24 protein-coding genes are annotated in these 23,650 nt (G+C 66.5%); 16 read left to right on the top strand and 8 right to left on the bottom strand.

What is annotated here, in order from left to right; genetic code table 11:
• Positions 1-56 precede the first annotated feature (56 nt).
• Positions 57-854, top strand: a complete 798-nt coding sequence (locus FCF25_RS13750) for an aldo/keto reductase (RefSeq protein ID WP_137049085.1) — start codon at positions 57-59, stop codon at positions 852-854.
• A gap of 179 nt (positions 855-1,033) precedes the next feature.
• Here FCF25_RS13750 and FCF25_RS13745 read toward each other — a convergent pair whose 3' ends face one another.
• Positions 1,034-1,228 carry a hypothetical protein gene (locus FCF25_RS13745; protein ID WP_137049084.1) on the bottom strand — a complete coding sequence of 65 codons (195 nt, stop codon included), beginning with the start codon at positions 1,226-1,228 and terminating at the stop codon, positions 1,034-1,036.
• Positions 1,229-1,386: 158 nt separating this feature from the next.
• On the opposite strand from FCF25_RS13745, the gene FCF25_RS13740 reads away from it, so the two are divergent.
• Both FCF25_RS13740 and FCF25_RS13735 read left to right on the top strand, forming a co-directional pair.
• Entirely contained in the window at positions 1,387-1,896 is a 510-nt protein-coding gene (locus FCF25_RS13740; RefSeq protein ID WP_137049083.1) for a metal-dependent hydrolase, read from the top strand.
• A gap of 78 nt (positions 1,897-1,974) precedes the next feature.
• Positions 1,975-2,556: a peroxidase-related enzyme gene (locus tag FCF25_RS13735; RefSeq protein ID WP_174786398.1), complete on the top strand. Its 582-nt coding sequence runs from the start codon at positions 1,975-1,977 to the stop codon at positions 2,554-2,556.
• Positions 2,557-2,952: 396 nt separating this feature from the next.
• Here FCF25_RS13735 and FCF25_RS13730 read toward each other — a convergent pair whose 3' ends face one another.
• Positions 2,953-3,150, bottom strand: a complete 198-nt coding sequence (locus FCF25_RS13730; protein WP_137049081.1) for a heavy-metal-associated domain-containing protein — start codon at positions 3,148-3,150, stop codon at positions 2,953-2,955.
• A 127-nt stretch (positions 3,151-3,277) separates the two neighbouring features.
• On the opposite strand from FCF25_RS13730, the gene FCF25_RS13725 reads away from it, so the two are divergent.
• From FCF25_RS13725 to FCF25_RS15730, 4 genes are all read left to right on the top strand, one after another.
• Positions 3,278-3,868 (top strand): AsnC family transcriptional regulator, encoded by a 591-nt coding sequence (locus FCF25_RS13725; protein ID WP_117591292.1) that lies wholly within the window; start codon positions 3,278-3,280, stop codon positions 3,866-3,868.
• An 89-nt stretch (positions 3,869-3,957) separates the two neighbouring features.
• Positions 3,958-6,636 (top strand): HAD-IC family P-type ATPase, encoded by a 2,679-nt coding sequence (locus tag FCF25_RS13720; protein WP_137049080.1) that lies wholly within the window; start codon positions 3,958-3,960, stop codon positions 6,634-6,636.
• 132 nt (positions 6,637-6,768) lie between these two features.
• On the top strand, positions 6,769-6,963 hold the full coding sequence (locus FCF25_RS13715; RefSeq protein WP_117591294.1) for a cold-shock protein: 195 nt from the start codon (positions 6,769-6,771) through the stop codon (positions 6,961-6,963).
• A gap of 339 nt (positions 6,964-7,302) precedes the next feature.
• The gene (locus tag FCF25_RS15730) at positions 7,303-7,479 is read left to right on the top strand and encodes a hypothetical protein (RefSeq protein WP_168191263.1); all 177 of its coding nucleotides are present in this window, start codon (positions 7,303-7,305) and stop codon (positions 7,477-7,479) included.
• A 5-nt stretch (positions 7,480-7,484) separates the two neighbouring features.
• Here FCF25_RS15730 and FCF25_RS13710 read toward each other — a convergent pair whose 3' ends face one another.
• Complete coding sequence (locus tag FCF25_RS13710) at positions 7,485-9,101, bottom strand: acyl-CoA synthetase (RefSeq protein WP_137049079.1); 1,617 nt, start codon at positions 9,099-9,101, stop codon at positions 7,485-7,487.
• Here FCF25_RS13710 and FCF25_RS13705 point away from each other — a divergent pair.
• Together FCF25_RS13705 and FCF25_RS13700 are read left to right on the top strand one after the other, a co-directional pair.
• Positions 9,100-9,375: a hypothetical protein gene (locus tag FCF25_RS13705; protein ID WP_117591296.1), complete on the top strand. Its 276-nt coding sequence runs from the start codon at positions 9,100-9,102 to the stop codon at positions 9,373-9,375. The two genes, FCF25_RS13710 and FCF25_RS13705, sit on opposite strands and share 2 nt — an antisense overlap.
• A 77-nt stretch (positions 9,376-9,452) precedes the next feature.
• Positions 9,453-10,427, top strand: coding sequence for an aldo/keto reductase (locus tag FCF25_RS13700; RefSeq protein WP_137049078.1), 975 nt, complete (start codon positions 9,453-9,455; stop codon positions 10,425-10,427).
• 12 nt (positions 10,428-10,439) lie between these two features.
• Here the strand turns inward: FCF25_RS13700 and FCF25_RS13695 are convergent, their stop codons facing one another.
• The 4 genes from FCF25_RS13695 to FCF25_RS13680 all read right to left on the bottom strand — a co-directional run bounded on the left by FCF25_RS13695 (position 10,440) and on the right by FCF25_RS13680 (position 13,766).
• Positions 10,440-11,741, bottom strand: a complete 1,302-nt coding sequence (locus FCF25_RS13695; RefSeq protein ID WP_137049077.1) for an MFS transporter — start codon at positions 11,739-11,741, stop codon at positions 10,440-10,442.
• A gap of 58 nt (positions 11,742-11,799) precedes the next feature.
• Positions 11,800-12,843 (bottom strand): Tat pathway signal protein, encoded by a 1,044-nt coding sequence (locus FCF25_RS13690; RefSeq protein WP_137049076.1) that lies wholly within the window; start codon positions 12,841-12,843, stop codon positions 11,800-11,802.
• A 78-nt stretch (positions 12,844-12,921) separates the two neighbouring features.
• A complete protein-coding gene (locus FCF25_RS13685; RefSeq protein ID WP_117591299.1) occupies positions 12,922-13,434 on the bottom strand; it encodes a winged helix-turn-helix transcriptional regulator in 513 nt (170 codons plus the stop codon).
• Entirely contained in the window at positions 13,434-13,766 is a 333-nt protein-coding gene (locus tag FCF25_RS13680) for a hypothetical protein (RefSeq protein ID WP_117591300.1), read from the bottom strand. Before FCF25_RS13680 ends, FCF25_RS13685 begins: the two co-directional genes overlap by 1 nt.
• A 141-nt stretch (positions 13,767-13,907) precedes the next feature.
• Between FCF25_RS13680 and FCF25_RS13675 the strand changes: the two genes are divergently transcribed.
• Positions 13,908-15,203 carry a twin-arginine translocation signal domain-containing protein gene (locus tag FCF25_RS13675; RefSeq protein WP_137049075.1) on the top strand — a complete coding sequence of 432 codons (1,296 nt, stop codon included), beginning with the start codon at positions 13,908-13,910 and terminating at the stop codon, positions 15,201-15,203.
• Between the two features lie 183 nt (positions 15,204-15,386).
• Positions 15,387-15,752, top strand: a complete 366-nt coding sequence (locus FCF25_RS13670) for a 2Fe-2S iron-sulfur cluster-binding protein (RefSeq protein WP_137049074.1) — start codon at positions 15,387-15,389, stop codon at positions 15,750-15,752.
• A gap of 6 nt (positions 15,753-15,758) precedes the next feature.
• Here FCF25_RS13670 and FCF25_RS13665 read toward each other — a convergent pair whose 3' ends face one another.
• Complete coding sequence (locus FCF25_RS13665; RefSeq protein ID WP_137049073.1) at positions 15,759-16,616, bottom strand: 3-hydroxyacyl-CoA dehydrogenase family protein; 858 nt, start codon at positions 16,614-16,616, stop codon at positions 15,759-15,761.
• 159 nt (positions 16,617-16,775) lie between these two features.
• Between FCF25_RS13665 and FCF25_RS13660 the strand changes: the two genes are divergently transcribed.
• The 5 genes from FCF25_RS13660 (at position 16,776) to FCF25_RS13640 (ending at position 23,576) form a co-directional block, all read left to right on the top strand.
• On the top strand, positions 16,776-17,399 hold the full coding sequence (locus FCF25_RS13660; RefSeq protein ID WP_137049072.1) for a hypothetical protein: 624 nt from the start codon (positions 16,776-16,778) through the stop codon (positions 17,397-17,399).
• 145 nt (positions 17,400-17,544) lie between these two features.
• Complete coding sequence (locus FCF25_RS13655; protein ID WP_117591305.1) at positions 17,545-18,375, top strand: class I fructose-bisphosphate aldolase; 831 nt, start codon at positions 17,545-17,547, stop codon at positions 18,373-18,375.
• Positions 18,375-19,271 (top strand): class 1 fructose-bisphosphatase, encoded by an 897-nt coding sequence (locus FCF25_RS13650; RefSeq protein ID WP_137049071.1) that lies wholly within the window; start codon positions 18,375-18,377, stop codon positions 19,269-19,271. Before FCF25_RS13655 ends, FCF25_RS13650 begins: the two co-directional genes overlap by 1 nt.
• A 175-nt stretch (positions 19,272-19,446) precedes the next feature.
• Positions 19,447-21,666 (top strand): PAS domain S-box protein, encoded by a 2,220-nt coding sequence (locus FCF25_RS13645; protein ID WP_137049070.1) that lies wholly within the window; start codon positions 19,447-19,449, stop codon positions 21,664-21,666.
• Between the two features lie 155 nt (positions 21,667-21,821).
• Positions 21,822-23,576, top strand: a complete 1,755-nt coding sequence (locus tag FCF25_RS13640; protein ID WP_137049069.1) for an acyl-CoA carboxylase subunit beta — start codon at positions 21,822-21,824, stop codon at positions 23,574-23,576.
• Positions 23,577-23,650: the final 74 nt, after the last annotated feature.

The raw sequence follows: 23,650 nt of genomic DNA, 5'->3' as shown, positions 1-23,650 counted from the left end.
GACGCCCGCCTGCCGCCTCCCCTACCTCTTTTTGTACCGAACCCCTCGAATCGAGCATGACGCTCGACCTGCCGTCGATGGGCCTCGGAACCTCCGGTAACAAAGACCCCGAAGAGTGCGCGAGCACCGTCGCCGCGGCGCTCGATATCGGTTACCGCCACGTCGACACCGCGCAGATGTACGACAACGAAGAACCCGTCGGAGCGGGTCTCCGACAGAGCGACGTCGACCCGGATGACGTGATTCTCGCGACGAAAGTCCACCCGAAGAACCTCGCACCCGAGGACGTTCGGCGCACGACGGAGGAGAGTCTCGACCGACTCGGCGTCGACTCGGTCGACCTGCTGTACGTCCACTGGCCGACCCACGCTTACGACGCTGAGACGACGCTGCCGGTCTTCGACGAACTGCGCGAAGCGGGGCTGACCGACCACGTCGGCGTCAGCAACTTCACGCCGGAACTGTTGGACGAAGCGCGAGAGACTCTCGACTCGCCCATCGCAGCCCACCAGGTCGAGTGCCACCCGCTGCTCCCTCAGGAGGAACTGCGCGCCGACGCCCGCGAGCACGGCTACTCGCTTGTCGCGTACACCCCACTCGGGCGGGGCGAAATCTTCGACGAACCCGAACTCGTCGAGGTGGCCGAGAAACACGACGCGAGCGTCGCGCAGGTCTGCCTCGCGTGGTCGATGGCGCAGGACGTCATCGTCCCGATTCCGAAGTCGACGGGCGAACACGTCGCCGAGAACTTCGCCGCCCGAGAACTGGAGTTGGACGACGAGGACCTGGCGAAGATAGACGGCATCGACCGCGAGAAGCGCGTCATCGACCCCGACCACAGGCCGTGGAACTGAGTCGAGTCGAGCGGGACGCCTCTCGACCGTGAGTTAGCGAACAGGCGGCGCAAATCCGTGTCGCGGAGGAGCGCGCCGCACACCCGCCTCGACTCCCCCCGCGACCGCACGTTAGAGCACGGAGATGGGTGGTTCCATCCCCGTATTTGAAGTTTCGCGCCGCGTCCGGTCGCGGGTGACTACCGTTCGTCCCCGCTCACCAACCCCGCCCGTCCAAGCGCGACGAGAATCAGGTATCCGACGGTACCGACGGCGAAGATCAGAACCGGGACGACGAACGGGCCGAACGTCGAAATCAGCGCATCTACCGGACCGAGTTGGAGCGCGAACTCGGCGGGCGTTCGCCACTCGAAGGATGCGACGACGGGAGCCACGGTACCCGCGATACGTCGGCCACCGGGTTAACTCTCCGGTCAGTCGCCGAATCGTTGGAATTGCTAAATCGACGGAATCGCCGAATCAACGGAACCGCCGAAGCCGCTTCGTCGACCGAAAACGGACCGATTTTACGCCCGCGGTGAGATGCCGCGGTATGTTCCGAACGGGCCACTACGGCGTCTCGCTGCTCGTCTTCGCGCCCATCGGCTACACGCTCGTCAGCGCGGGGGCCGTCACCCCCGCGTTCGCCCTCGGCGCGACGATGCTCTGGCTGTCGATGCTGCCGGACGTGGACCACAAGCTACCCGGAGTTCGCCACCGCGGGCCGACGCACACGCTGTTGTTCGCGGGACTCGTCGGTGGTCTGTTCTGGGGCGTCGCCGCCGTCGTAACCGACGCGCTGGGGGCGTTTTCCGTCTCGCTCGGCGGCGCGAGCGTCGGCCTCGCCGTCTTCGCGTTCGTCGTCGGTTTCCTGACCGTCGTCGGTCACCTCGTCGGCGACGCGCTCACGCCGATGGGCGTCAACTTCCTCTGGCCGCTGTCGGGGAGAGGATACTCGCTGTCGCTGACGACGGCGGACAGCGCGGTCTGGAACTACGGACTGTTCGTCCTCGGCGTCTTCGTGACGGCGGCGTGGGTCAGCGCCGCCCTCGGCGTCATCTGAACGAGGTCTCGATTCGGACGTACGATTAAGTACGGTCTCACCGAATCCGCGGGTATGACGGACGACTCGACCCCCGCGCTGGACGACGACGCGATGCGCCGATTTCCCGTTCCCGACTTCAACGAACTGCCCGAGGACCTGCAGGAACGAATCACCGAGGAGACAGAACGCGCCGGGTTCACCCCGAACGTCTTCTCGGGTTTCGCGTACAAACCCTCGCACTTCCGAGCGTTCTTCGAGTACCACGACGCGCTCGTCGACGACGCGGCGCTCGACCGCGAGGAGATAGAGCTGATAATCGTCGCCGTCTCCGGCGTCAACCACTGCTACTACTGCAACGTCGCCCACGGCGCGCTCGTCCGCATCTACGCGAAAGACCCCCTGCTCGCGGACCAACTCGTCGCCAACTACCGAACGGCCGACGTGAGCGACGAGCGGATGGCGATGCTGGACGTGGCGGTGAAACTCACCGAAGCGCCCGCGAAAGTCGGCGAGGAGGACTTCGAGAAGTTACGCGACGCGGGCTACTCCGAGGAGGCCATCTGGGACATCGGCGCGGTCACGTCGATGTTCAACCTCTCGAACCGGATGGCGATGTTCGCGGACATGCGCCCGAACGATGAGTTCCACACGCTGGGGCGGCAGCCGAGAGAAGAGTAACAGGGAACGGTAGTCCGGGCTCTCTGTTCGGAGTTCGCTGCGAAACTGATGCGCTTCGGTCGGGGTGTCCAGATGCGAACGACGCAACCGAGATAAGGAGCAATCCGCTTTCGTTACGACTCGTCAGCGCCTAGTTGGAAAGAGCTGAAGCACCGGTAGCACCGATACACGGGCTGATAATCGGTTGCCTGCGGTGCGAAGGTACCTTCGGTCCGCATCTTTAGAACCAGTCTACTCTGGCAGTTCGTGCAGACCGGGCGGTTCAACACCATTCTGGTCACGGATACGACATTCCCGCATATAATTACATCGAGGCTACTGTTCGCAGCGAGACGGGCGGTACGTCACGTCTCGGTTCACAGGAGAAATCGCACAACTAGGGGCCTCTAGCTCGAGTTACGCCTTCGCCTCGTAGCCCGCGTCGTCGACGGCGACCACGAGGTCCAGTGGGTCGGCGTCGCCCTCGACGCTCGCGGTGTCCGACTCGTGGTCCGCGCTCGCGCTCTCGACGCCGTCGACGCCTTCGAGCGCCTCTACGACGCTTTTCTCGCAGCCATCACAGCTCATGCCTTCGACGATGAGTGTCGTCGTCATGTCCCGTCGTACTCGCTGTCGACTCTTTCACCTTTCCCTTTCGAACCGAGGCCGAAACCGCGATTTCACCTTTGGAATCGAAACCGGTCACCGAACTCACTTACCTCTTCACGTCGAAGTGCTTCCCATGCGAACCCTCGACGACACCGACCGACAGATTCTGCGTCTCCTCTTGGACGACGCCCGGCGACCGTACAGCGATCTCGCCGACCACGTCGGCCTCTCCGCGCCCGCCGTCTCCGACCGCGTGGACCGACTGCGCGAGATCGGCGTCATCAGACGGTTCACCGTCGACGTGGACCGGTCGTTGCTTCGGGAGGGAATGCCGATGCTCGTCGAACTCGACGTTCGGCCCGCCTCCGCGGAGGACATCGCCGAGGCGCTGACCGCGCACGAACGAACCGACCACGTCTTCCGGACCGCCGACGCCCGCGTCGTCTTCCGCGCGCCGATACGCGAGGGAGACGTGACGGCGTTCCTCGACAGCGTCGTCGACCTCGACGACGTCCGCGACATCGACGCGAACCTCGTCGTCGACGACGAGTGGACGCCCGGACTCGGCGACGCCGACCTGGCGCTCTCCTGCGTCGAGTGCGGCAACACCGTCACCAGCGAGGGCGAGTCCGCGCGCTTCGACGACGAACTGTACCACTTCTGTTGCGACTCCTGTCTGGCGAACTTCGGGGAACGGTACGACAGACTCCAAAGCGGCGTCTGAACTCAGTCCATTTTTCGAATCTCTATTTCGAAATTACCTTCGAATCGAAGGCACAAGTCGCATGAGTGCGGGGCACGTATATCGAATCAATGAGTGAACTGCAACGCGTCCGAATCGAAGTCAGGGGGATGAGCTGTGCGAACTGCTCGTCTACCGTCACGTCAGCCGTCGAGGAGCTCGACGGCGTCGGGGAGGTGAACGTCAACTACGCCACCGACGAGGGGACCGTCGAGTACGACCCCGACCGCGTGAGCCTCGCGGAGGTGTACGACGCCATCGAACGCTCGGGCTACGACCCGGTCGCCGAGGAGGTCAACGTCGGCATCACGGACATGACCTGCTCGAACTGCGTGCAGACGGTCGAGCGCGCCGTCGGCGACCTGCCGGGCGTCATCTCCGTCGACGCCAACTACGCCACCGACGAGGCGACCGTCCGGTACAACCCGGAAGCGGTGTCGCGCTCGGACGTCTACGACGCCATCGAAGACGCGGGCTACTCGCCGGTGCGTGAAGATACGGGCGACGGCGAGGAAGGCGAGAGCGAAGGTGACCGCCGCGAGAACGCCCGAAAAGCCGAACTCCGTCACCAGCGCAACCTGACGCTGTTCGGCGCATCGTTGGCGATTCCGCTCTCGGTCTTGATGATGGGTCACCTCGTCGGGATTCCGGTCCCGGAGTCCATCCTCGGCGTCGAGATGGGCTGGATCGCGCTCGTGCTCGCGACGCCCGTCCAGTACTTCCTCGGCAAGGAGTTCTACGTCAACTCCTACAAGGCGCTCGTCAAGAACCGCACGGCGAACATGGACGTGCTCATCGCGCTCGGGTCGACGACGGCGTACGTTTACAGCGTCGTCGTCCTCCTCGGCCTCTTGGACGTGGGTCAACTGTACTTCGAGAGCGCGGCGCTCATCTTGGTGTTCATCACGCTCGGTAACTATCTCGAAGCCCGCTCGAAGGGTCAGGCCGGCGAGGCGATTCGCCAGTTGCTCGAACTCGAAGCCGACGACGCCACCGTCGTCGACGAGGTGGAGTCGGAGACGAGCGACGACCCCGAGTTCGAGAACGAGCGCGAGGTCCCCCTCGACGAGGTCGAGGAGGGCGACGTGATGAAGGTCCGACCGGGCGAGAAAGTGCCAACCGACGGCGTCGTCGTCGAGGGCGAGAGCGCCGTCGACGAGTCGAACGTCACCGGCGAGTCCGTCCCCGTCGAGAAATCGCCCGGCGACGAAGTCGTCGGCTCGACTATCAACGAGAACGGCCTGCTGTACGTCCGCGCGACGAAAGTCGGCTCCGAGACGGCGCTCCAGCAGATCGTCCAGATGGTGCGCGACGCCCAGAGCCGCCAACCGGAGATTCAGAACCTCGCCGACCGCATCAGCGCGTACTTCGTCCCGGCGGTCATCGCCAACGCCGTCTTCTGGTCGGTCGTCTGGTATCTGTTCCCCGAGGCGCTCTCCGGGTTCGTCACGTCGCTGCCGCTGTGGGGTCTCGTCGGCGGCGGTCCCGCCGCGCTCTCCGCGTTCGAGTTCGCCGTCGTCGTCTTCGCGTCGGCCGTCCTCATCGCCTGCCCCTGCGCGCTCGGTCTGGCGACGCCCGCGGCGACGATGGTCGGGACGACCATCGGCGCGAAGCACGGCATCCTGTTCAAGGGCGGCGACGTGCTCGAACGCGTCCGCGACGTCGACACCGTCGTCTTCGACAAGACGGGGACGCTCACGAAGGGCGAGATGCATCTGACCGACGCCGTCGTCGTCTCGCCGACCGCAGACGGGAGCGGCGACTCGAACGGTCCCGGCGGCGACGTCCGCGCGACCGACGGTGACGTTCGCGCCGACGGTGCAGGAGCGAGCGCGGGGACGGCCGTCGAGTCCGAGACCGACGAGCGACTCCTCCTCGAAGTCGCCGCCGCCGCCGAAGCGGGCAGCGAACACCCCATCGCCGAGGCCGTCGTCGACGGCGCGAAGGAGCGAGGTGTCGAGGTCTCCGACCCCGCTGCGTTCCAGAACGTCGCCGGGAAGGGCGTCCGCGCCCGCATCGACCGCGGTACCGCCGTCGTCGGCAAACCCGACCTGCTGCGCGAGTACGACGTCGACCCCGAACCCGCGGCCGACGTCATGAGCGACCTCGAATCCGAGGGGAAGACGGCGATTCTCGTCGCCCTCGACGGGGAACTGCTCGGCGTGCTCGCCGTCGCCGACGAGGTGAAGCAGTCGGCGCAGGAAGCCGTCTCGACGCTCCGCGAGCGCGGCGTCTCGGTGTTCATGCTCACCGGCGACAACGAGCGCACCGCCCGCGCCGTCGCCGAGCGCGTCGGCATCGACCCCGAGAACGTCCGCGCGGGGGTGCTGCCCGACGAGAAGGCCGACGAGGTCGAGTCGATTCAGGCCGACGGCCGTCGCGTGATGATGGTCGGCGACGGCGTCAACGACGCGCCCGCGCTCGCGGCGGCGTTCGTCGGCACGGCGCTCGGCAGCGGCACCGACGTGGCCATCGAAGCCGCCGACGTGACGCTGATGCGCGACGACCCGGTGGACGTCGTTCGCGCGATGCGCGTCTCGGAGGGGACGCTCTCGAAGATAAAGCAGAACCTCTTCTGGGCGCTCGGCTACAACACGGCGATGATTCCGCTGGCCTCGCTCGGCCTGCTCCAGCCCGTCCTCGCGGCGGCGGCGATGGCCGTCTCCAGCGTCTCCGTGCTCACGAACAGCCTCCTGTTCCGGCGCTACGACCCCGACAGCGAGTACCGCCTCCTCGGCTTCCTGCGGTAACCGCCGTCGGGTTCGGCTCCGCCACCTCGGTTTCGACGCGCGTCGCAGCGACCACCTCTCACTCGCCGTGACCGACCGCGTCGAGTGACGCACGTAATCCTTATTGAGACCCTACGCGTCCATCAGTTTACGATGGCGACTGGAACGGTTGTGTTCTTCAACGACACCGGCGGCTACGGCTTCATAGAGACCGACGACTCCGAGGAGGACGTGTTCTTCCACATGGAGGACGTCGACGGTCCCGACCTCGAAGAGGGGCAGGAAGTGGAGTTCGAGATCGAGGCGGCGGAGAAAGGTCCGCGTGCGGTGAACCTCGAACGGCTGTAAGGAGCGAACCACCGCGTCGACCCCGTCGACAGCGATCGGACAGCCGCGGCTGTCGGAGAAGTACCGTTTTAAACCCCCGACCCGTGCTACCACCTGCCGCGTTCGACTGCGGCACATCACTCGACGAAATCAGTCGACGCCGACCGGCGTCTAGCACGCTGTTTCGAACTCGACTACCGGCCGTCGCGCCGCCTCCTAAAGCGGCGCGACCTGTCCCCGCGGTTCGACGAGTCACCGAGAGTGCTCCGATTCGGAACCGTTTCTCAGTACCGTACGTTCAGTTTCGTCGCCGCGATACGCGTCGGAACAGTTTTGGGAAGTCTCCGAGTCGACGCGAATATGTCGGAGACCCTCCAGACTGCACTCTTGGTTTACATCGCCGCGCTCCTGACCGTCGAGGCGCTCGAACTGAGCGTTCTACTTCCGGCTTTCGTGATCGCGGCACTCATCGGTTCACCCGTCGCTATCTTCAGGTATTTCGCAAACAGAGAACGAGCGACGCTGTCCAACGACTGAGTCGACTACTCCCCGAACAACTGTTCCTCGCGCTCTCTGAGTTCGATACGACGAATCTTCCCGCTCGACGTCTTCGGCAACTCGTCGACGAACTCCACCCGCCGTGGGTACTTGTAGGGGGCCGTCTCCTCCTTCATGAACTCCTGAATCTCCCCGACGAGTTCGTCGTCGCCGTCGTATCCCTCGGCGAGGATGACGTACGCCTTCACGACGTTTCCGCGCTCGGCGTGCGGACTGCCGACGGCGGCGGCCTCCGCGACCGCCGGGTGCGACACCAGCGCGTCCTCGACCTCGAAGGGACCGATGCGGTAGCCCGCCGAGAGGATGATGTCGTCGGCGCGGCCCTCGAAGAAGAAGTAGCCGTCCTCGTCGCGGGAGGCCAGGTCGCCGGTGCGGTAGTACTCGCCCGCGAAGGTCTTCTCGTCGAGGTGCGGTTTCTCGTAGTAGCCGTCGAAGATGCCCGGACAGTCGACGGGGACGGCGATCTCGCCGATTTCGTCGACGCCGAGTTCCTCGTCGTTCTCGTCGATGATGGTGGTGCCGAGGCCGGGCGTCGGTTTGCCCATCGCGCCGGGCTTCACCTCGATTCCCGGATAGTTCGTGACGAGCGCGACGGTTTCGGTCTGGCCGTAGCCGTCTCGCGGGGTGACGCCGAAGGCCTCCGTTATCATCTCGATGGGTTCGCGGTTCAGCGGTTCTCCCGCCGAGAGCGCCGCCTTCAGTTCCACGTCGTACTCGTCGAGGTCCGTCTGGGTGAACATCCGGTACTGCGTCGGGACGGCGCAGAGGCGGGTGACGCCCTCGTCGGCCATCAGTTCGAGGAACGTGTCGGGGTCGAACTCGCCGTCGTACAGCAGTTGCGTCGCGCCCGTCGTCACGCCGACGCCGACGGGACTCCAGAACCACTTCGCCCAGCCGGTGCCCGTGGTCGCCCACAGCAGTTCGTCGCTCATGTCCGAATCGGCGGTGACGCCCCACCAGTAGGGCGCGTTGACGAGTTCGAAGCAGCGCATCCACCGGTGTCTGTGGAGCACGGGCTTCGGCTGGCCCGTCGTCCCGGAGGTGTAGTTGATGGACATCGGGTCCTCGGCGGCGAGTTCGGGCCCGTCGTGCTCCGTCGACTCCTCGGAGACGAGCTCCGAGTAGGAGTGCCAGCCCTCGCGCTCCCCGCCGACGCAGACGAGGTTCGAGAGCGGCGAGTCGTCGACGACGGGGTCGACCATCTCGGCGAGGTCGGCGTGGGCGACGACGGTCGTCGCCTCGCAGTCGTTCGCGCGGAACTGGAGGTCTTTCGGCTTGAGCATCGACGAGCAGGGAACCAGGAGCGCGCCGCGTTTGAGCGCGCCCAACTGGACGGCGAACACGTCCGGGTGTCGCGGGAGGAGGTGCATCACCCGGTCGCCCTCGCCGACGCCGAGCGATTCGAGCGCGTTCGCGAAGCGGTTCATGTCGTCGCGGAGGTCGGCGTACGTCCGCTCCTCGCGCTCACTCTCGTTCAGAAAGTGGAGGGCGACTCGGTCGCCGAACTCGTCGGCGTGCGACTCGACGACCGCCGGGAGGTTGTAGTCGGCGGGGATATCCCACTCGAACGACGCGAGCTCGTCATCGTACGTGAGTGCCATGCACGCCACGTCGGAACCGTACCGGATAATCATTCGGGTCGTCGCAGTCGGCGGGTCGGGCGGTGCAGAGCCGGCGGCGGTCGGCACAGTACGACGAATCTGTGCGTCGACGGTCGAATCGATGGCCGACGCCGCGCTCCGACCGGTCGGCGCGATACGCTCCGAGAGACGCGGGAAAATCGCTGACGGACTGGACGAGTTCGTCGACGGTCGATACGATGTTCGTGGAGAGCGGCCGGGCACGTGGTTCGACTCGCGCCCGAAGGAGGAGTAGGATTCAGTACGGATAGCTCTTCAGGCAGACCGCACCCGTTCGCGTGGGTTTTTGTCCCCTCCGAGAGAGTGACTCGCATGGAGTACACCACCCTCGGCGACACGGGGATGACCGTCTCGCGAATCTGCCTCGGCTGTATGAGCTTCGGGACGAGCGACTGGCGCGAGTGGGTGTTGGACGAGGGGGCCGGACTGGAACTCGTCGACCGCGCCATCGACCTCGGTATCAACTTCTTCGACACCGCGAACATGTACTCGAACGGCGAGTCCGAGCGCATCCTCGGGAAGGCGCTGGAGGGCCGCCGCGACGAGGCCGTCGTCGCCACGAAGGGGTACTTCCGGATGGACGACGACGACCCGAACTCGGGCGGGCTGTCGCGCAAAGCCATCGAACAGCAGCTCGACGCCTCGCTCGACCGGTTGGGGATGGACACCATCGACCTCTACCAGACGCACCGATACGACTACGACACGCCCATCGACCAGACGCTCGCGGTGCTCGACGACGCGGTCAGACGAGGAAAAATTCGCTACTTCGGCGCGAGTTCGATGTGGGCCCACCAGTTCTCCGAGGCGCTGTACGCCAGCGACCTGCTCGGCTACGACCGCTTCGTGACGATGCAGAACCACTACAATCTGCTCTACAGGGAAGAAGAGCGCGAGATGCTCCCGCTCTGCAAGAAGGAGAACGTCGGCGTCATCCCATGGTCGCCGCTCGCCCGCGGATGGCTCGCCCGTCCGCACGAGGAGGCCCGCTCGACGAAGCGCGGCGAGACCGACAGCCTCGCGCACGGTCACCCGTATCTGGAGGGCGGCGGCCGAGAAGTCAACGAGCGCGTGCAGGAACTCGCCGACGAGAAGGGCGTGAAGATGGCCCAGATCGGCCTCGCGTGGCTGTTCCACAAGGACTGGGTCGACGCGCCCATCGTCGGGACGACGAGCATCGAACACCTCGAAGACGCCGTCGAGGCGCTCGACATCGACCTGAGTTCGAGCGAGATGGAGTATCTCGAAGAACCGTACCAGCCGGTACGCGTCTCGGGTCACGAGTAGCGACGGCCGTCCTCAGTCGTCGGCTTCGCTGACCCCCGGCACGGCCACGGACTCGCCCGTCGCCAACCGACGCACCGCCCGCGAGGCGACCAGCGCGATACCGATTTCGGTGAAGCCGACGACGACGAACGCCTCGAAGTAACCGAGCAGTTCGGCCGACGACCCGCCGAGGAGAAACCCGGTCAGGAAGCCGAGGCTGCCGAAGATGTTGAACCCGCCCATCGCCGCGCCTCGCTCGTCGGCGTCGGCGATGTCGGTGACGAGCGCCATCGTCGCCGGCGAGACCAGAGCACCGAAGACGCCGACGAGCACCATCGCTCCCGCCGCGAGCGCCAGCGACGGCGACGCGCCGACGACGACGATGGAGACGCCGTACAGTATCGACCCGACGACGACCGGGAGGAAGCGTCCGATTCGGTCCGAGAGCACCCCCATCGGATACTGCAGGAGCGCGAACGGGCCGAAGAACATCGCGAGCACGAGTCCCGCCCCGAACGCGTCGAGGCCGAACACGTCGCGGAAGTAGTAGATGCCGACGAGCGAGAAAAAGCCGGCCGTGAGGCGGTCGATGAAGCCGAAGGCGTACGGCACCCGCAGCGCCGGTCTGTCGACGACTTTCCGGAGAACCTCCCGCGCCCCGGCGCGTTCGTCGGTGCCGTCGGGGCCGTTGGTGCCGAGGTCGCCGCGGCTGTTGGTGCCGGCGGCGGGGCCGTCGCTCGCGCCGCTCCCGCTCCGTTCCGCGCCCGGCGAGCGGTCAGTCACCGTCGCCGTGAGGACCGCGACGAGGCCGAGTAACACCGCCGCGCCGTACACGGGCGCGAGCGGGTCGGCGGTCGAGAGTCGACCGCCGACGACCGACCCGACGGCCGCGCCGAGACCGATGGCGATGCCCGCCGCGCCCATGTTGCGGCCGTTGCCGCCGCCGAGGTCCATCAGCATCGTCATCGACAGCGAGAACGCGCCGATGGTGAACGCGCCCCCGACGACGCGAATCAGGAGGACGCCGCCGAAGCCGACGCCGAGCGAGGGGACGGCGCTCAAGAGGAGGTAGCAGGCGACGCCGCCGACTGCGCCGACGACGATGAGCGGGACGCGACGGCCGGTCGCGTCGCTGAGCGCGCCCCAGAGGCCGGCGAAGACGACGAACGCCGCGTACTCGGAGACGAGAAACCACATCCCCGCGTCGAGATCGCCGGCGCCGCCGAGCGCTCGCACGAGGTCGGAGACGCCCGGGTAGAGGAGCACCTGCGAGACCAACACCGCCCACACCGAGAGCGCGAGCGTGAGTCGTTCGCGTCGCGCCGAGTCGTTCATATCGGTCATTCGAATCGATGTCGGAAAGCGCTGTCTCTGTGCGTCCGCGAGTTCGAGTTCAGAACGTCATCGGCGGCATGTCGAGGAACGCCGTCTCGAAGCCCTCGTGACGCGCCGACTGCGGCGGCGTGTCGACGACGAGTTCGAGGTCGTCGTCCGTCGACAGCCCCTCGACGTTCGCGCCGTAGTGGAATCCGACTTCGGGGTCCAGCGCCGCTTCGAGCGCGACGTCCGTCCCGCCGACGGTCGCCGACAGCCCCATGCTCGGAATCACGAGCCCGTTTTGCGGCGTCCGCGGCGAGACGAGGAGGTAGGGACGGTCGCCGAAGCGACCGCCGGAGACGGCGCTGGCGGCGAAGACGGCGTCGCCGCTCGTCTGGGTACCGAACGACTCGCCCGGCAGCGCGTCGGGGGCGGGCGCTCTCCCGACGGGCATCGTCGCCCCGTTCGGCATCTCCATCTCCATCGCTTCGAGCGCGCCGGGGTTCCCCTGGCGGTCTTCGAGTATCGTGTACGGGATGTCGTTTCGCTCGCGTTCGCTGTACTCGAACTCCAGTTCGACGCTGGCGGGTTCGCCGAACTTCCCCTCGAACTCGCCGAACCGGCGGATGTTCGTCCCGCCGACGTCGACGCGGACGGTGTAGCTGCCGTCGCCCGGCAGCGGCCAGTTGTCGCCGTAGTGAAAGCCCATCCGCTGTGAGAGCATCTCGTAGACGACCTCCTCCTCGCGGTTCCCGTCGCCGTCGGTCGTCTCGACGGTGACGCCGCTGCTGGGGATGGTGACGCCCGACTCGGCGTCCCAGACGCTCACCATCAGGTGAATCGCGTCGTTGCGCCCGACGTCGACGCGTTCGGTCTGTCGGCCCTGAACGGTCCAGAAGCGGTGCGGCCAACTGTACATCACGCCGACGGTGAGATCTCCTGCGTTCGCCATCCCGACCATCTCCATCCCCTCCTGGTGAGTGGGGATGTAGGAGGCGGACGGGCGGTTCTCGACGACCGGCGGTTCGCGGCTCGCCGTCGTCTCGAACAGGTCCGTACAACCCGCCAGCGAGCCCGCGAAGCCGACACCGACCGCGCCGAGGAGGGTCCGTCGTCTCATGCGCGTGGCTAGGCGGGTGCGACGGTTACGGGTTCTGGTCCGCTTCTCGAAGCGGGTCCCCGAGTCGGCGGTCCCGCCTCAGGGTTCGAGTAGCCCGTCGACGAGTCGCGTGAATCGGTCGACGAACCGTTCGGGGAGCGACGGCGACACCGACGCGAGCAGGCGGGCGGTAGCTTCGGGCCGCGCCAGCGCGAGCGTCACCCGGCCGCGACTGTCGTAACGTTTCTCGACGACCGACTGCTCTTCGAGCCGTTTCGTGTGCCACGCGAGCGTGCTCCTGGCGATGCCGACTTCGTCGGCGACCTCGGCCGGGGTGGCTTCGTCGCGTTCGAGCAGCACGCCGAGCACGTCGCGGGCCGTCTCGCGTCGCACCAGCGCCAGCACGCCGCGTTCCCACTCGTCGAACGTCGACGGGTAGTAGTGGGTCTTGCCGTACAGGTGCGTCTCCGCGACCCGTTCGTCGCGGCCGAGTCGTCGAAGGTGGTACTGCACCTGACCGGGCGCGAGGTCGAGCGCCCGGACGAGTTCGTTGAAGTGGACGCCGGGGTTGTGGTGGACGTGCGCCGCGATACGGCTGCGCGTCGCGCTCACTATCGCTCACCCGTCGGTGACGCCCGCTCGATACTGCGTGCGTAGTACACCGCCGCGATGACGAGCGCGACCATCACGAAGTCCAGTGCGTGTTCGATGGCGTGGTGGGAGGGAAACGGGATGACGCCGCCGATAGTGAGGACGGCGACGCCGCTTCGGGCCAGAAGCGCCGCGAGTGCTAACACGACGAGCGTGTGCGACCGCGACTGCCGACGTAACAGCGCGATGAGTCCGACGGCGACGATGAGCGTCGAACTGAACCCCGCCAGCACGACGGCGGCCACCTCCGGGGCGCTCATCGTCGGCGCGGCGTGTGCTGAGAACGTGTGCATCTCTATCTGGTCGGGGTTACGCCTCGACGGTTATGGCTTGATTGGTGTGGTTCTCGAAAGCGAACGCTCTCGCTTCGGTGCTGTGGACGGTTCGACGGCCACACCAGAACCCCTATCCGCGAAACGGGCATAGAAACGACGATGAGTCCGGGGACCGACGAGTGGAGTCGAAGAGACGTGCTGAAAGCCGCCGTCGCCGTCGGCGGCGCGGGCGCGCTCTCGGCCTGTCTCGACCTGGCCGACGAACCCGTCCCGGAGGGCACCTCCGACCTTTCGACGCTGCCGGAGCGGCAGCACGCCTGGAACGACTTGCTCGCGCGCGACGGCGCGGAGAACGTCGAACTCCCGCGTCACCAGACGTTTCTGTATCTGACGCTCGACCGCGACGGGACGCCGACGACCGCCGACCGCCGCGCGGTCGAGAACGCGTTGACGACGCTGGACCGCGCCTACGAGCGGAGCAACGAGGGACTGATTCACTCGCTGGCGTTCTCCCCGGCGTACTTCTCGCGCTTCGACGACCCGCTTCCGGAGAACGTCGACCTGCCGGAGCCACGGGCGCTATCGCCGTTCGAAACCCCCGCGTTCGACCGACAGGACGCCCTCTTACATCTGGTCAGCGACCGCGCCGACGCGCTGCTGGAAGCCGAGGAGGCGCTGACCGGCGAGCGAGACACCGCCAACGGGGTGACGATGGAGACGCCGCTGTCGGCCGCGTTCTCCGTCGACTCCCGGCGGACGGGGTTCATCGGGAAGGGCATGCCCGCCGAGCGACAGGACGTGGGCGGCGTCCCCGACGGCAAACCGGTGCCCGAGGAGTCGCCGCTGTTCATGGGGTTCAAGGCCGGATTCGCCGGGAACCAGGCGACCGAGGAGTACGTCACCATCCCCGACGGCCCGTTCGCGGGCGCGACGACGAAACACGTCTCGAAGCTCCGTCAGCGCCTCGACGACTGGTACGTCGAGCAGGAGTTCGACGACCGAGTGGCCGAGATGTTCAGCCCCGAGCACGCCGCCGAGGGACTCGTCGAGGGCGTCGGCGACAACCTCGGCGACAGCAGCGGCGTCACGCCCGAGATAGTCGACCGCATCCGCGAGCACGCCCAGCAGTACGGCCGGGTCGGCCACGCCCAAAAGGCCGCCCGCGCCAACCGCGACGAGGAGGGGAACGTCCGCCTCCTCCGGCGGCACGTCGAGTCGACCGACGACGACGAGGCGAGCCTCCACTTCCCGGTGCTGCAGCGGCGCATCACCGACTTCGAGGAGGTGAGACGGGCGATGAACGGGACCGACCTCACCGACGAACCGGCCATCCGACAGCGGGTGAACAACGGGATTTTGGAGTACATCTTCGTGGAGAATCGCGGGAACTTCCTCGTCCCGCCGCGTCGCCTGCGCGCGCTGCCGACGCCGACCGGCGAGGTTCCGGGGCTGTAACGGGACACCTCAGACCGCGACCGGCCGCGAGATAATCTACAGCGATAACACCGCGTACCCGACCATCAGCGTCGAAAGCGGCGTGTGGGAGACGACCGCCGCGCTGCGTCGAGCGCGGAACACACAATCCAGTGGTAGATATCCGGTGATAGTTACTTGTTCACACGGCACGTAGCTCGACACATGCCTACCGTACAGTTCCGCGGACGCGACATCGACTGCGAGGAGGGAGCGGTGCTGCGCGACGTGTTGCTGGCGGCCGGACTGTCGCCGCACAACGGGCGCGCACAGCAGTTGAACTGTCGCGGTCACGCGACGTGTGGAACGTGCGCCGTCGAGGTGGAAGGCGGCGTGAGCGAGATGGGGAGGCGGGAACGGCGTCGGCTTTCGCTCCCGCCGCACAGCCTCGACTCGGGACTTCGACTCTCCTGTCAGACCCGCGTCGAAGGCGACGTGCGGGTGACGAAACACGAGGGGTTCTGGGGTCAGCACGTCGACGGTGAACGCGTCGTCTCGGAGGAACACGACGACGCGGCTAACCGCGTCTGAACGCGCTCAGTACTCGTAGAAGCCCTTGCCGGTCTTCTTGCCGAGGTCGCCCGCGTCGACCTTCCGCTTCAGCAGGTAGGCGGGTTTGTAGCGGTCGCCGAGTTCCTCGAACAGCGTCTCGCTGGCGTCGAGACAGATGTCGAGACCGATGTGGTCGGCGAGTTGGAGGGGGCCCATCGGGACGTTCGTGCCGAGTTTCATCCCCTTGTCGATGTCCTCCTTGGAGGCGACGCCCTCGTCGTAGGCGCGGATACCCTCGTTGAGCCACGGCATCAGGATGCGGTTGGTGACGAACCCCGGTTTGTCGTCGGACTCCCACGTCTCCTTGCCGAGCTCCTCGGAGAACTTGTGGGCGAAGTCGACGACGTCCGAGTCGGTCTTCTCGCCGCGGACGACTTCGACGCCCGTCATGATGGGGACGGGGTTCATGAAGTGCAGGCCGACGACGAGCCCCGGTCGCTCGGTGGCGCTGGCGATGGTCGTGATTGAGAGCGTGGAGGTGTTCGTCGCCAGCACCACGTCGTCGGGGACGACCTCGTCGAGGTCCGCGAAGATGTCCTGTTTGATGTCCATGTTCTCCACCGCGGCCTCGATTACGAGGTCGCAGTCGGCGAGGTCGGAGAGTTCGGTCGTCCCCTCGATTCGGCTCTGAACCGCCTCGGCCTCGTCCGCGTCCATCTTCTCCTTCGAGACGAACCGCGAGAGACTGTCGTCGATGGCCGAGAAGCCGCGGTCGAGGAACTCCTGTTTCAGGTCGCGCATCACCACGTCGTAGCTGGCAGTGGCGGCGACTTGGGCGATGCCGTTACCCATCGTTCCCGCGCCGACGACGCCGACGGTCCGAATGTCATCGATATTCCGCATAGTTCCGTCTGCTTCGGGGAGTCACCTAAGCGTAGCGGAGCGTCGTCGCGAACGCCCGTGGACGGGACGCGCGAGTCCCTCCGCGCCTCGTTTCGTTCCACTGGACCGACACCTACAGAAACGTTGAAGTGACGGTACCGAAAGAGATAGTTGATTGCCGTGGCAGACTGTCCCGAATCAAGTAACGTTCGAGACCTGCTCGCGCTCCACCACGTCGGGCCCAAGACGGCGCACGCGTTGGACGCTGCCGACGTGACCGACGACGACGTCCGCCGCAAGCGCGTCTCTTACACCGAGTTGGTCGACGCGGGCGTCAACCCCGGTGTCGCCGCGCGTATCCGCCGCGCGCACTCGCTGTCGTGGTCGTTCGAGTCGAGCGGACAGGACCTCGAACGCCGGTCGGCGCAGGTTCGGGGTCTCGGCGACGCAGAACGGGCGTGGGTCGCCGCGAGTTCGGGGGACTGGGAGTCCCACGAGGTTACCGCGGACGATTCGGACGACGAGTGGCCTCGGAGCGAGCCGCCGACGTTCGACGTCGCCGAGACCGACGGCAGCGGCGAGTCGGCGGCCGCCGAGGCCGCGTGGCGCGCGCAGAGTCGTCCGACGCCGCTGACCGTCCTCGACTCCGTCGACGACGAGGACGCGGCGCTGCTCGCGGAGGCCGGGATCGTCTCGGTTCGGAGCCTCACGACCGCGAACCCCGAACACGTCGCCGACGTGCTCGAACTCGACGCGACGACCGTCCGTCGGTGGCACGCCGCCGCCTGCCGGCACCGCCGGTGACTATTTACTCATAGAGTAGTAAGTTTTGAAATCGGTGAACTCCGCTCTCGTCCGCTTTCAGCGCCTATCGGGGCGACGTCTCCGGTTTCGCTTCTGGCGGTTTCGGACCGAGGATTTATATAGCAGTTCACCGGATTTTGAACCGATGATTCCATCGGCAGATGCGGCCATCACCCGGGACGACAAAGCGTTGATCCTCGCGTACGACCACGGCTTAGAGCACGGTCCGGTGGACTTCGAGGACGTACCGGAGACGACCGACCCGGAGACGGTGTTCGACATCGCGACGCACGACGCCGTCACGGCGTTGGCGGTCCAGAAAGGCATCGCCGAGGGTTACTACCCCTCCTACGAGGACGACGTGAACCTGCTGTTGAAGCTCAACGGCACGTCGAACCTCTGGATGGGCGAACCGAACAGCGCGGTGAACTGCAGCGTCGACTACGCCGCCGAACTCGGCGCGAAAGCCATCGGATTCACCGTCTACGGCGGCTCGAACAACGAAATCGAGATGGTCGAGGAGTTCCGCGAGGCCCACGAGGCCGCCCGCGAACACGACATGTCGGTCGTCATGTGGTCGTACCCCCGCGGTCAGGGGTTGAAGAACGACACCTCCGCGGACACTATCGCGTACGCGTCGCGGATGGGCCTCGAACTCGGCGCGGACATCACGAAGGTGAAGTATCCGGGCTCCGCGGAGGCGATGCAGTGGGCCTGTGAGTCCGCCGCCGGGTCGAAAGTCGTGATGAGCGGCGGGTCGAAGACGTCGGACCGAGCGTTCCTCTCGACGGTGGAGACGGCGATGCGCGCCGGCGGCTCCGGACTCGCCGTCGGTCGCAACGTGTTCCAGCGCGAGAACCCGAAGGAGCTACTCGACGCGCTCGAAGCGGTCATCTTCGACGAGAAGACCGCCGACGAGGCGCTCGGACTCATGCCCTCCTCGAACGGCAACCGCGCGACCGCCTCCGACGACTGATGGGACGCTCCGCAGACACGGGGTCGAACGGGCCGACGGATCGGACGGACCGGACGGTCCGCGAGATACTCGAAACTATCGCCGAACTGGCGCCGACCGTCCGCGACTCGCTACCCGGTCGCCGCCAGAAGAGCGAGACGAAAAACCCCAGCGGCGAGACGCCGATGGCCGCCGACGTGTACGCCGACGAACTGTTCGAGGAGGGCCTCGGCGGCCTCGACAACGTCGGCGAGTACGCGAGCGAGGAGCGCGAGTCGGTCGTCGAGACGGGCGAGGGACTCTCCGTCGCCGTCGACCCGCTCGACGGGTCCTCGAACCTGAAGTCGAACAACACGATGGGCACCATCGTCGGCGTCTACGACGCGTCGTTGCCCGCGCGCGGCGAGAACCTCGTCGCCGCGGCATACGTGCTCTACGGACCCATCACGACGCTCGTCGCCGCCGTCGAGGGAACGGTGACGGAGTACGTCGTCGACGACGGCGAACTCGAAGCGGTCCGCGAGAACGTTCGGTTGCCCGAGGACCCCGGCGTCTACGGGTTCGGCGGTCGGGTCCCCGACTGGCCCGACGACTTCGAGGCGTACGCGCGCGAGGTCGAGTCCGACGAGTCGCTGAAACTGCGCTACGGCGGCGCGATGATCGGTGACATCAACCAGGTGCTCACCTACGGCGGCGTGTTCGCGTATCCCGCGTTGAACTCCGCGCCGAACGGAAAACTTCGCCTCCAGTTCGAGGGGACGCCCATCGGCTACATCGTGGAGAGCGCCGGCGGCGCGTCGACCGACGGCGCCCGGTCGCTGATGACGGTCGAACCGACCGACCTCCACCAGCGCGTCCCGGTGTACGTCGGTAACCAGTCGCTCGTCGACCGACTGGAGTCGGCGCTCTCCTCGTAAGCATCGGCTCGGAGACGACGCGCGCGGCGGCGTCGACTGGGCCGTAGCGTCGGCCGCGGCCGCGACGCTGACTGCGGCCGCGACGTCGACGATTCGGACAGTCGACCGGGACCTGTAACTCTTCGTGATAAAACCGTCCGTAACGTATTAATGTCGCTGCTGCACAGTCCGCGGCATGAGTGAGACCCGTCCGTCGCGCGTGCTCTGCGTCGACGACGACGCGAGCCTTCGCGCGCTGACGACGGCGCACCTCGAACGACAGGGGCTCTCGGTCGTCACCGCCCCGGACGGGCCGTCCGCGCTCGACACGCTCGCCGAAGCGGAGTTCGACGGAATCGTCAGCGACTTCGAGATGCCGGAGATGGACGGTCTCGAACTGCTCGAGGCGGTGCGAGCGCGATACGACGCGCTGCCGTTCGTCCTCTTCACCGCGAGAGGCAGCGAGGACCTGGCGAGCAGGGCGATTTCGGCCGGCGTCACCGACTACATCAGAAAGAACGGCGGGGCCGACCAGTTCGAGTTGCTCGCCAACCGCGCGGCCAACTACGTCTCGCAGTACCGCGCCGAGCGGGCGCTCGACCGGAGCGAGGAGCGATACCGACGACTCGTCGAGACGTCGCCGTCGCCGATCGGCATCTACACCGAGGACGGCCGCCTCGCGTACGTCAACGAAGCGGCGGTCGGCTACTTCGGCGCCGAGGACACGGACGACCTCGTCGGGCGGTCGATATTCGAACTGGTCGACGACTCGGACTTCGACCTGGCTCGACGACGAAGCCGGCGCGTCTTCGAAGAACGCGCGGTGGCCGCACCGACCGAGCTCCACCTCCGCGGCCTCGACGGACGACCGCTACACGCCGTGTTGGCGACCGCGCCGATCACGTTCGAGGGTGCCGACGCCGCTCAGATAGTCCTGAACGACGTCACGGAGTTCAAGCGGACGCAGCGGGCGTTCGAGCGCGAAAAGCAGTTCACCGAAGCCGCGCTGGACGCCCTCGACGACGTGTTCTTCGTGGTGGACACCGACGGCCGCCTCACCCGCTGGAACGGGCAGTTGAACGAGGTGACCGGCTACGACGACGCCGAACTCGAAGGGATGCCGGCGAGTGCTTTTTTCCCGGCCGACGACGCCTGCGTAGAGCAGTCCGTCGAGGCGCTGTTCGTGGAAGGGACCGTGACGTTCGACGGCGAATTGCTGACGAAGTCGGGTGAACTCGTCCCGTTCGAGGTGCGCGCGGTTCGCATGACCGACGAAGCGGATGGCCTCATCGGTGCCTGCGGCATCGCCCGCGACGTGACCGAGCGACGCGCACGCGAGAAGGAACTCGAACAGTATCGCACGGTCGTCGAGACGATTCCGGACGCGACGTACGTGTTAGACGCCGATGGTTACATCCAGATGGTAAACGACGCTCACACCGAGGGGACCGGCGACTCGCTGAACGACCCCGTCGGCGTGCACGTCAGCCAGTACCTGAGCGAGGAGGGAATCGCCCGCGGTCGTCGGGTGATAGAGTCGTTGCTCGCCGACGAGAGCCGATTCTCGGGGCGCTTCGAGTTCGAAATCGAGAACGCCGACGGAGAGCGACGCCGATACGAGGACCACATCTCGGTGCTCACCGACGAAGACGGACGGTTCGACGGCTCCGTCGGCATCGTCCGCGACATCACGGAACGCATCGAGCGCGAGCGAGCGCTCAGCAGACAGAACGAACGACTCGACAAGTTCGCGAGCGTCGTCAGCCACGACCTCCGGAACCCGCTGAGCGTCGTCGACGGCTATCTCGAACTCGCTCGGGAGACGGGCGAAGAGGACCACTTCGACGCGATGGAACGCGCCGTCGACCGGATGGAGAACCTCGTAGACGGCTTGCTGTCGCTGGCGCGCAACGGCCGAGTCGTCGACGAACGCGAATCGGTCGAGTTGCGAAGCGCCGCCGAACGCGCCTGGGGGTACGTTCCGACGAACGGGGCGACGCTCGTAGTCGACGGCAGCCACACCGTCGACGCCGACGAAGCTAGACTGCGCGAACTGTTCGAGAACCTCTTTCGGAACTCGGTCGAACACGGCTCGCCGCGCGGTCGGGCGAAAGCTGACGACGCGGACGGCGGCTCCGCGGGCAGCCGAGCGGAGTCCGACGGCGAGCGCGGCGAGCGCGACGGGACGGTGACCGTCCGCGTCGGTGCGTCCTCGGACGGTTTCTACGTCGCCGACGACGGTCCGGGCATCCCCGAAGACGAACGCGACGCGGTGTTGGAGTACGGCTACTCGACGAACGAGTCGGGTACGGGTTTCGGTCTCACCATCGTCGCCGAGATAGCCGAGGCTCACGGGTGGGAGGTCACCGTCTCCGAGAGCGACAGCGGCGGTGCGCGGTTCGACTTCCGCACCTGAGCCGTCGTCTCCGCACCTGAGCCGTCGTCTTCGCGCCTGAACCGCCGTCTCCGTACCTGAACCGTGGTTCGGCCTCCGAACCGCGACCCAACTCTCGGTTCGGTGAGCGATTCTACATGGAAAACAATTTGCGACCACCTTACGCAGTCGAGCGTATGAAAGTCCGCATCGGCGAGGGCGCGAGCGACGACGAAGCGAACGCTATCGCCCGAGCGCTGGCGACGCACCTCCGAACCGACGTGTCGGTCCACGTCGGCGACGGCGACGACCCGGTCGCGGAAGCGACGACCCCGGCCGACGCGTACCCCATCGAGGACGACCTCGAACCCGGCGAACGCGAGGCGGCGCTCCGTGCCGAAATCGAGGACATCCTCGGCGGCGGTCCCGAGAAGTACAAGGAGCGCTTGCCCGAGCAGGGGAAACTGTTCGTCCGCGACCGACTCGACCTCTGGTTCGGCGACGACGAGAGCGAACTGAAGTTCGAGGACGGCAAGTTCGCCGCCTTCGACGAGTGGCACCCCGACAGCCCCGAGTTCGAGGACGAGGACCCCGGCAACCGCCTGCCCGGCGACGGCCTGCTCACGGGCGCGGCCGAGTTCGAGGGCCGCGACCTCCACTTCATGGCGAACGACTTCACCGTCAAGGCGGGGAGCATGGCCCGCCTCGGCGTCGAGAAGTTCCTCCGGATGCAGCAGCGCGCGCTCAAGAGCGGCAGACCCGTCCTCTACCTGATGGACTCCTCTGGCGGTCGAATCGACCAGCAGTCGGGCTTCTTCGCCAACCGCGAGGGCATCGGAAAGTACTACTACAACCACTCGATGCTCTCCGGGTACGTACCCCAGATCTGCGTGCTCTACGGACCCTGCATCGCCGGGGCGGCGTACACGCCCGTCTTCGCCGACTTCACCATCATGGTCGAGGAGATGTCGGCGATGGCCATCGCGTCGCCGCGGATGGTGAAGATGGTCACCGGCGAGGAGATCTCGATGCAGGACCTCGGCGGTCCGGAGGTCCACGCCGAGCACTCCGGAAGCGCCGACCTCGTCGCCCGCGACGAGGAACACGCCCGCGAACTCGTCTCCGACCTCCTGACGTACCTGCCGAACAAGGCGGGCGAGAAACCGCCGCGGAGCGAACCCAAACCCCCAAAATTCAGTCCCGAGGGTATCGACGAACTCATCCCCGAATCGCCGAACCGCGCGTACGACGTGCTCGACCTGATAGAGCGCATCGCCGACGCGGAGTCGGTGTTCGAGATAAAGTCGGCGTACGGCTCCGAAATCGTCACGGCGTTCGTCCGCATCGACGGCCGACCGGTGGGCGTCGTCGCCAACCAGCCCACGGAGCGCTCGGGGGCCATCTTCCCGGACGCCGCCGAGAAAGCCGCGGAGTTCATCTGGACCTGCGACGCCTACGAGATTCCACTCCTGTACCTCTGCGACACGCCGGGCTTCATGGCCGGGTCGCAGGTCGAGAAGGATGCGATTCTGGAGAAGGGCAAGAAGTTCATCTACGCGACGTCGTCGGCGACGGTCCCGAAACAGACCGTCGTCGTCCGGAAGGCGTACGGCGCGGGCATCTACGCGATGGGCGGCCCCGCCTACGACCCCGAGAGCGTCATCGGTCTGCCGTCCGGCGAAATCGGCATCATGGGTCCCGAAGCCGCCATCAACGCGGTCTATCGGAACAAACTCGACGCCATCGAGGACCCCGAGGAACGGAAGAAGCGAACCGAGGAACTCCGCGAGGAGTACCGCCGCGACATCGACATCCACCGCATGGCGAGCGAAGTCGTCGTCGACGAGATCGTGCCGCCGAGCGACCTCCGCCGGGAACTCGTGAACCGCTTCGAGTTCTACGCCGACGTGCAGAAAGAGCTCCCGGACAAGAAGCACGGCACGGTGCTGTAATCTCGGCTTACCGCCGAACAACGCCGCGTAGGCGGTGCGTTCTGCGTTTTCGACAATAGCCAGTGACCGGTAGC

The organism is Haloprofundus sp. MHR1, assembly GCF_005155585.1.
Taxonomy (GTDB): Archaea; Halobacteriota; Halobacteria; order Halobacteriales; family Haloferacaceae; genus Haloprofundus; species Haloprofundus halophilus.
The sequence above is the reverse complement of the archived record's forward strand: the minus strand, read 5'-3'. Positions and strand labels throughout refer to the sequence as shown.

Coding starts and splice junctions, on each gene's coding strand:
- FCF25_RS13650 (WP_137049071.1), top strand. CDS start 18,375: ATGGGACGCTCCGCAGACACGGGGTCGAACGGGCCGACGGATCGGACG.
- FCF25_RS13670 (WP_137049074.1), top strand. CDS start 15,387: ATGCCTACCGTACAGTTCCGCGGACGCGACATCGACTGCGAGGAGGGA.
- FCF25_RS13690 (WP_137049076.1), bottom strand. CDS start 12,843: ATGAGACGACGGACCCTCCTCGGCGCGGTCGGTGTCGGCTTCGCGGGC.
- FCF25_RS13695 (WP_137049077.1), bottom strand. CDS start 11,741: ATGAACGACTCGGCGCGACGCGAACGACTCACGCTCGCGCTCTCGGTG.
- FCF25_RS13750 (WP_137049085.1), top strand. CDS start 57: ATGACGCTCGACCTGCCGTCGATGGGCCTCGGAACCTCCGGTAACAAA.
- FCF25_RS13725 (WP_117591292.1), top strand. CDS start 3,278: ATGCGAACCCTCGACGACACCGACCGACAGATTCTGCGTCTCCTCTTG.
- FCF25_RS13645 (WP_137049070.1), top strand. CDS start 19,447: ATGAGTGAGACCCGTCCGTCGCGCGTGCTCTGCGTCGACGACGACGCG.
- FCF25_RS13730 (WP_137049081.1), bottom strand. CDS start 3,150: ATGACGACGACACTCATCGTCGAAGGCATGAGCTGTGATGGCTGCGAG.
- FCF25_RS13720 (WP_137049080.1), top strand. CDS start 3,958: ATGAGTGAACTGCAACGCGTCCGAATCGAAGTCAGGGGGATGAGCTGT.
- FCF25_RS13665 (WP_137049073.1), bottom strand. CDS start 16,616: ATGCGGAATATCGATGACATTCGGACCGTCGGCGTCGTCGGCGCGGGA.
- FCF25_RS13680 (WP_117591300.1), bottom strand. CDS start 13,766: ATGCACACGTTCTCAGCACACGCCGCGCCGACGATGAGCGCCCCGGAG.
- FCF25_RS15730 (WP_168191263.1), top strand. CDS start 7,303: ATGTCGGAGACCCTCCAGACTGCACTCTTGGTTTACATCGCCGCGCTC.
- FCF25_RS13740 (WP_137049083.1), top strand. CDS start 1,387: ATGTTCCGAACGGGCCACTACGGCGTCTCGCTGCTCGTCTTCGCGCCC.
- FCF25_RS13640 (WP_137049069.1), top strand. CDS start 21,822: ATGAAAGTCCGCATCGGCGAGGGCGCGAGCGACGACGAAGCGAACGCT.
- FCF25_RS13675 (WP_137049075.1), top strand. CDS start 13,908: ATGAGTCCGGGGACCGACGAGTGGAGTCGAAGAGACGTGCTGAAAGCC.
- FCF25_RS13710 (WP_137049079.1), bottom strand. CDS start 9,101: ATGGCACTCACGTACGATGACGAGCTCGCGTCGTTCGAGTGGGATATC.
- FCF25_RS13715 (WP_117591294.1), top strand. CDS start 6,769: ATGGCGACTGGAACGGTTGTGTTCTTCAACGACACCGGCGGCTACGGC.
- FCF25_RS13700 (WP_137049078.1), top strand. CDS start 9,453: ATGGAGTACACCACCCTCGGCGACACGGGGATGACCGTCTCGCGAATC.
- FCF25_RS13655 (WP_117591305.1), top strand. CDS start 17,545: ATGATTCCATCGGCAGATGCGGCCATCACCCGGGACGACAAAGCGTTG.
- FCF25_RS13705 (WP_117591296.1), top strand. CDS start 9,100: ATGCACGCCACGTCGGAACCGTACCGGATAATCATTCGGGTCGTCGCA.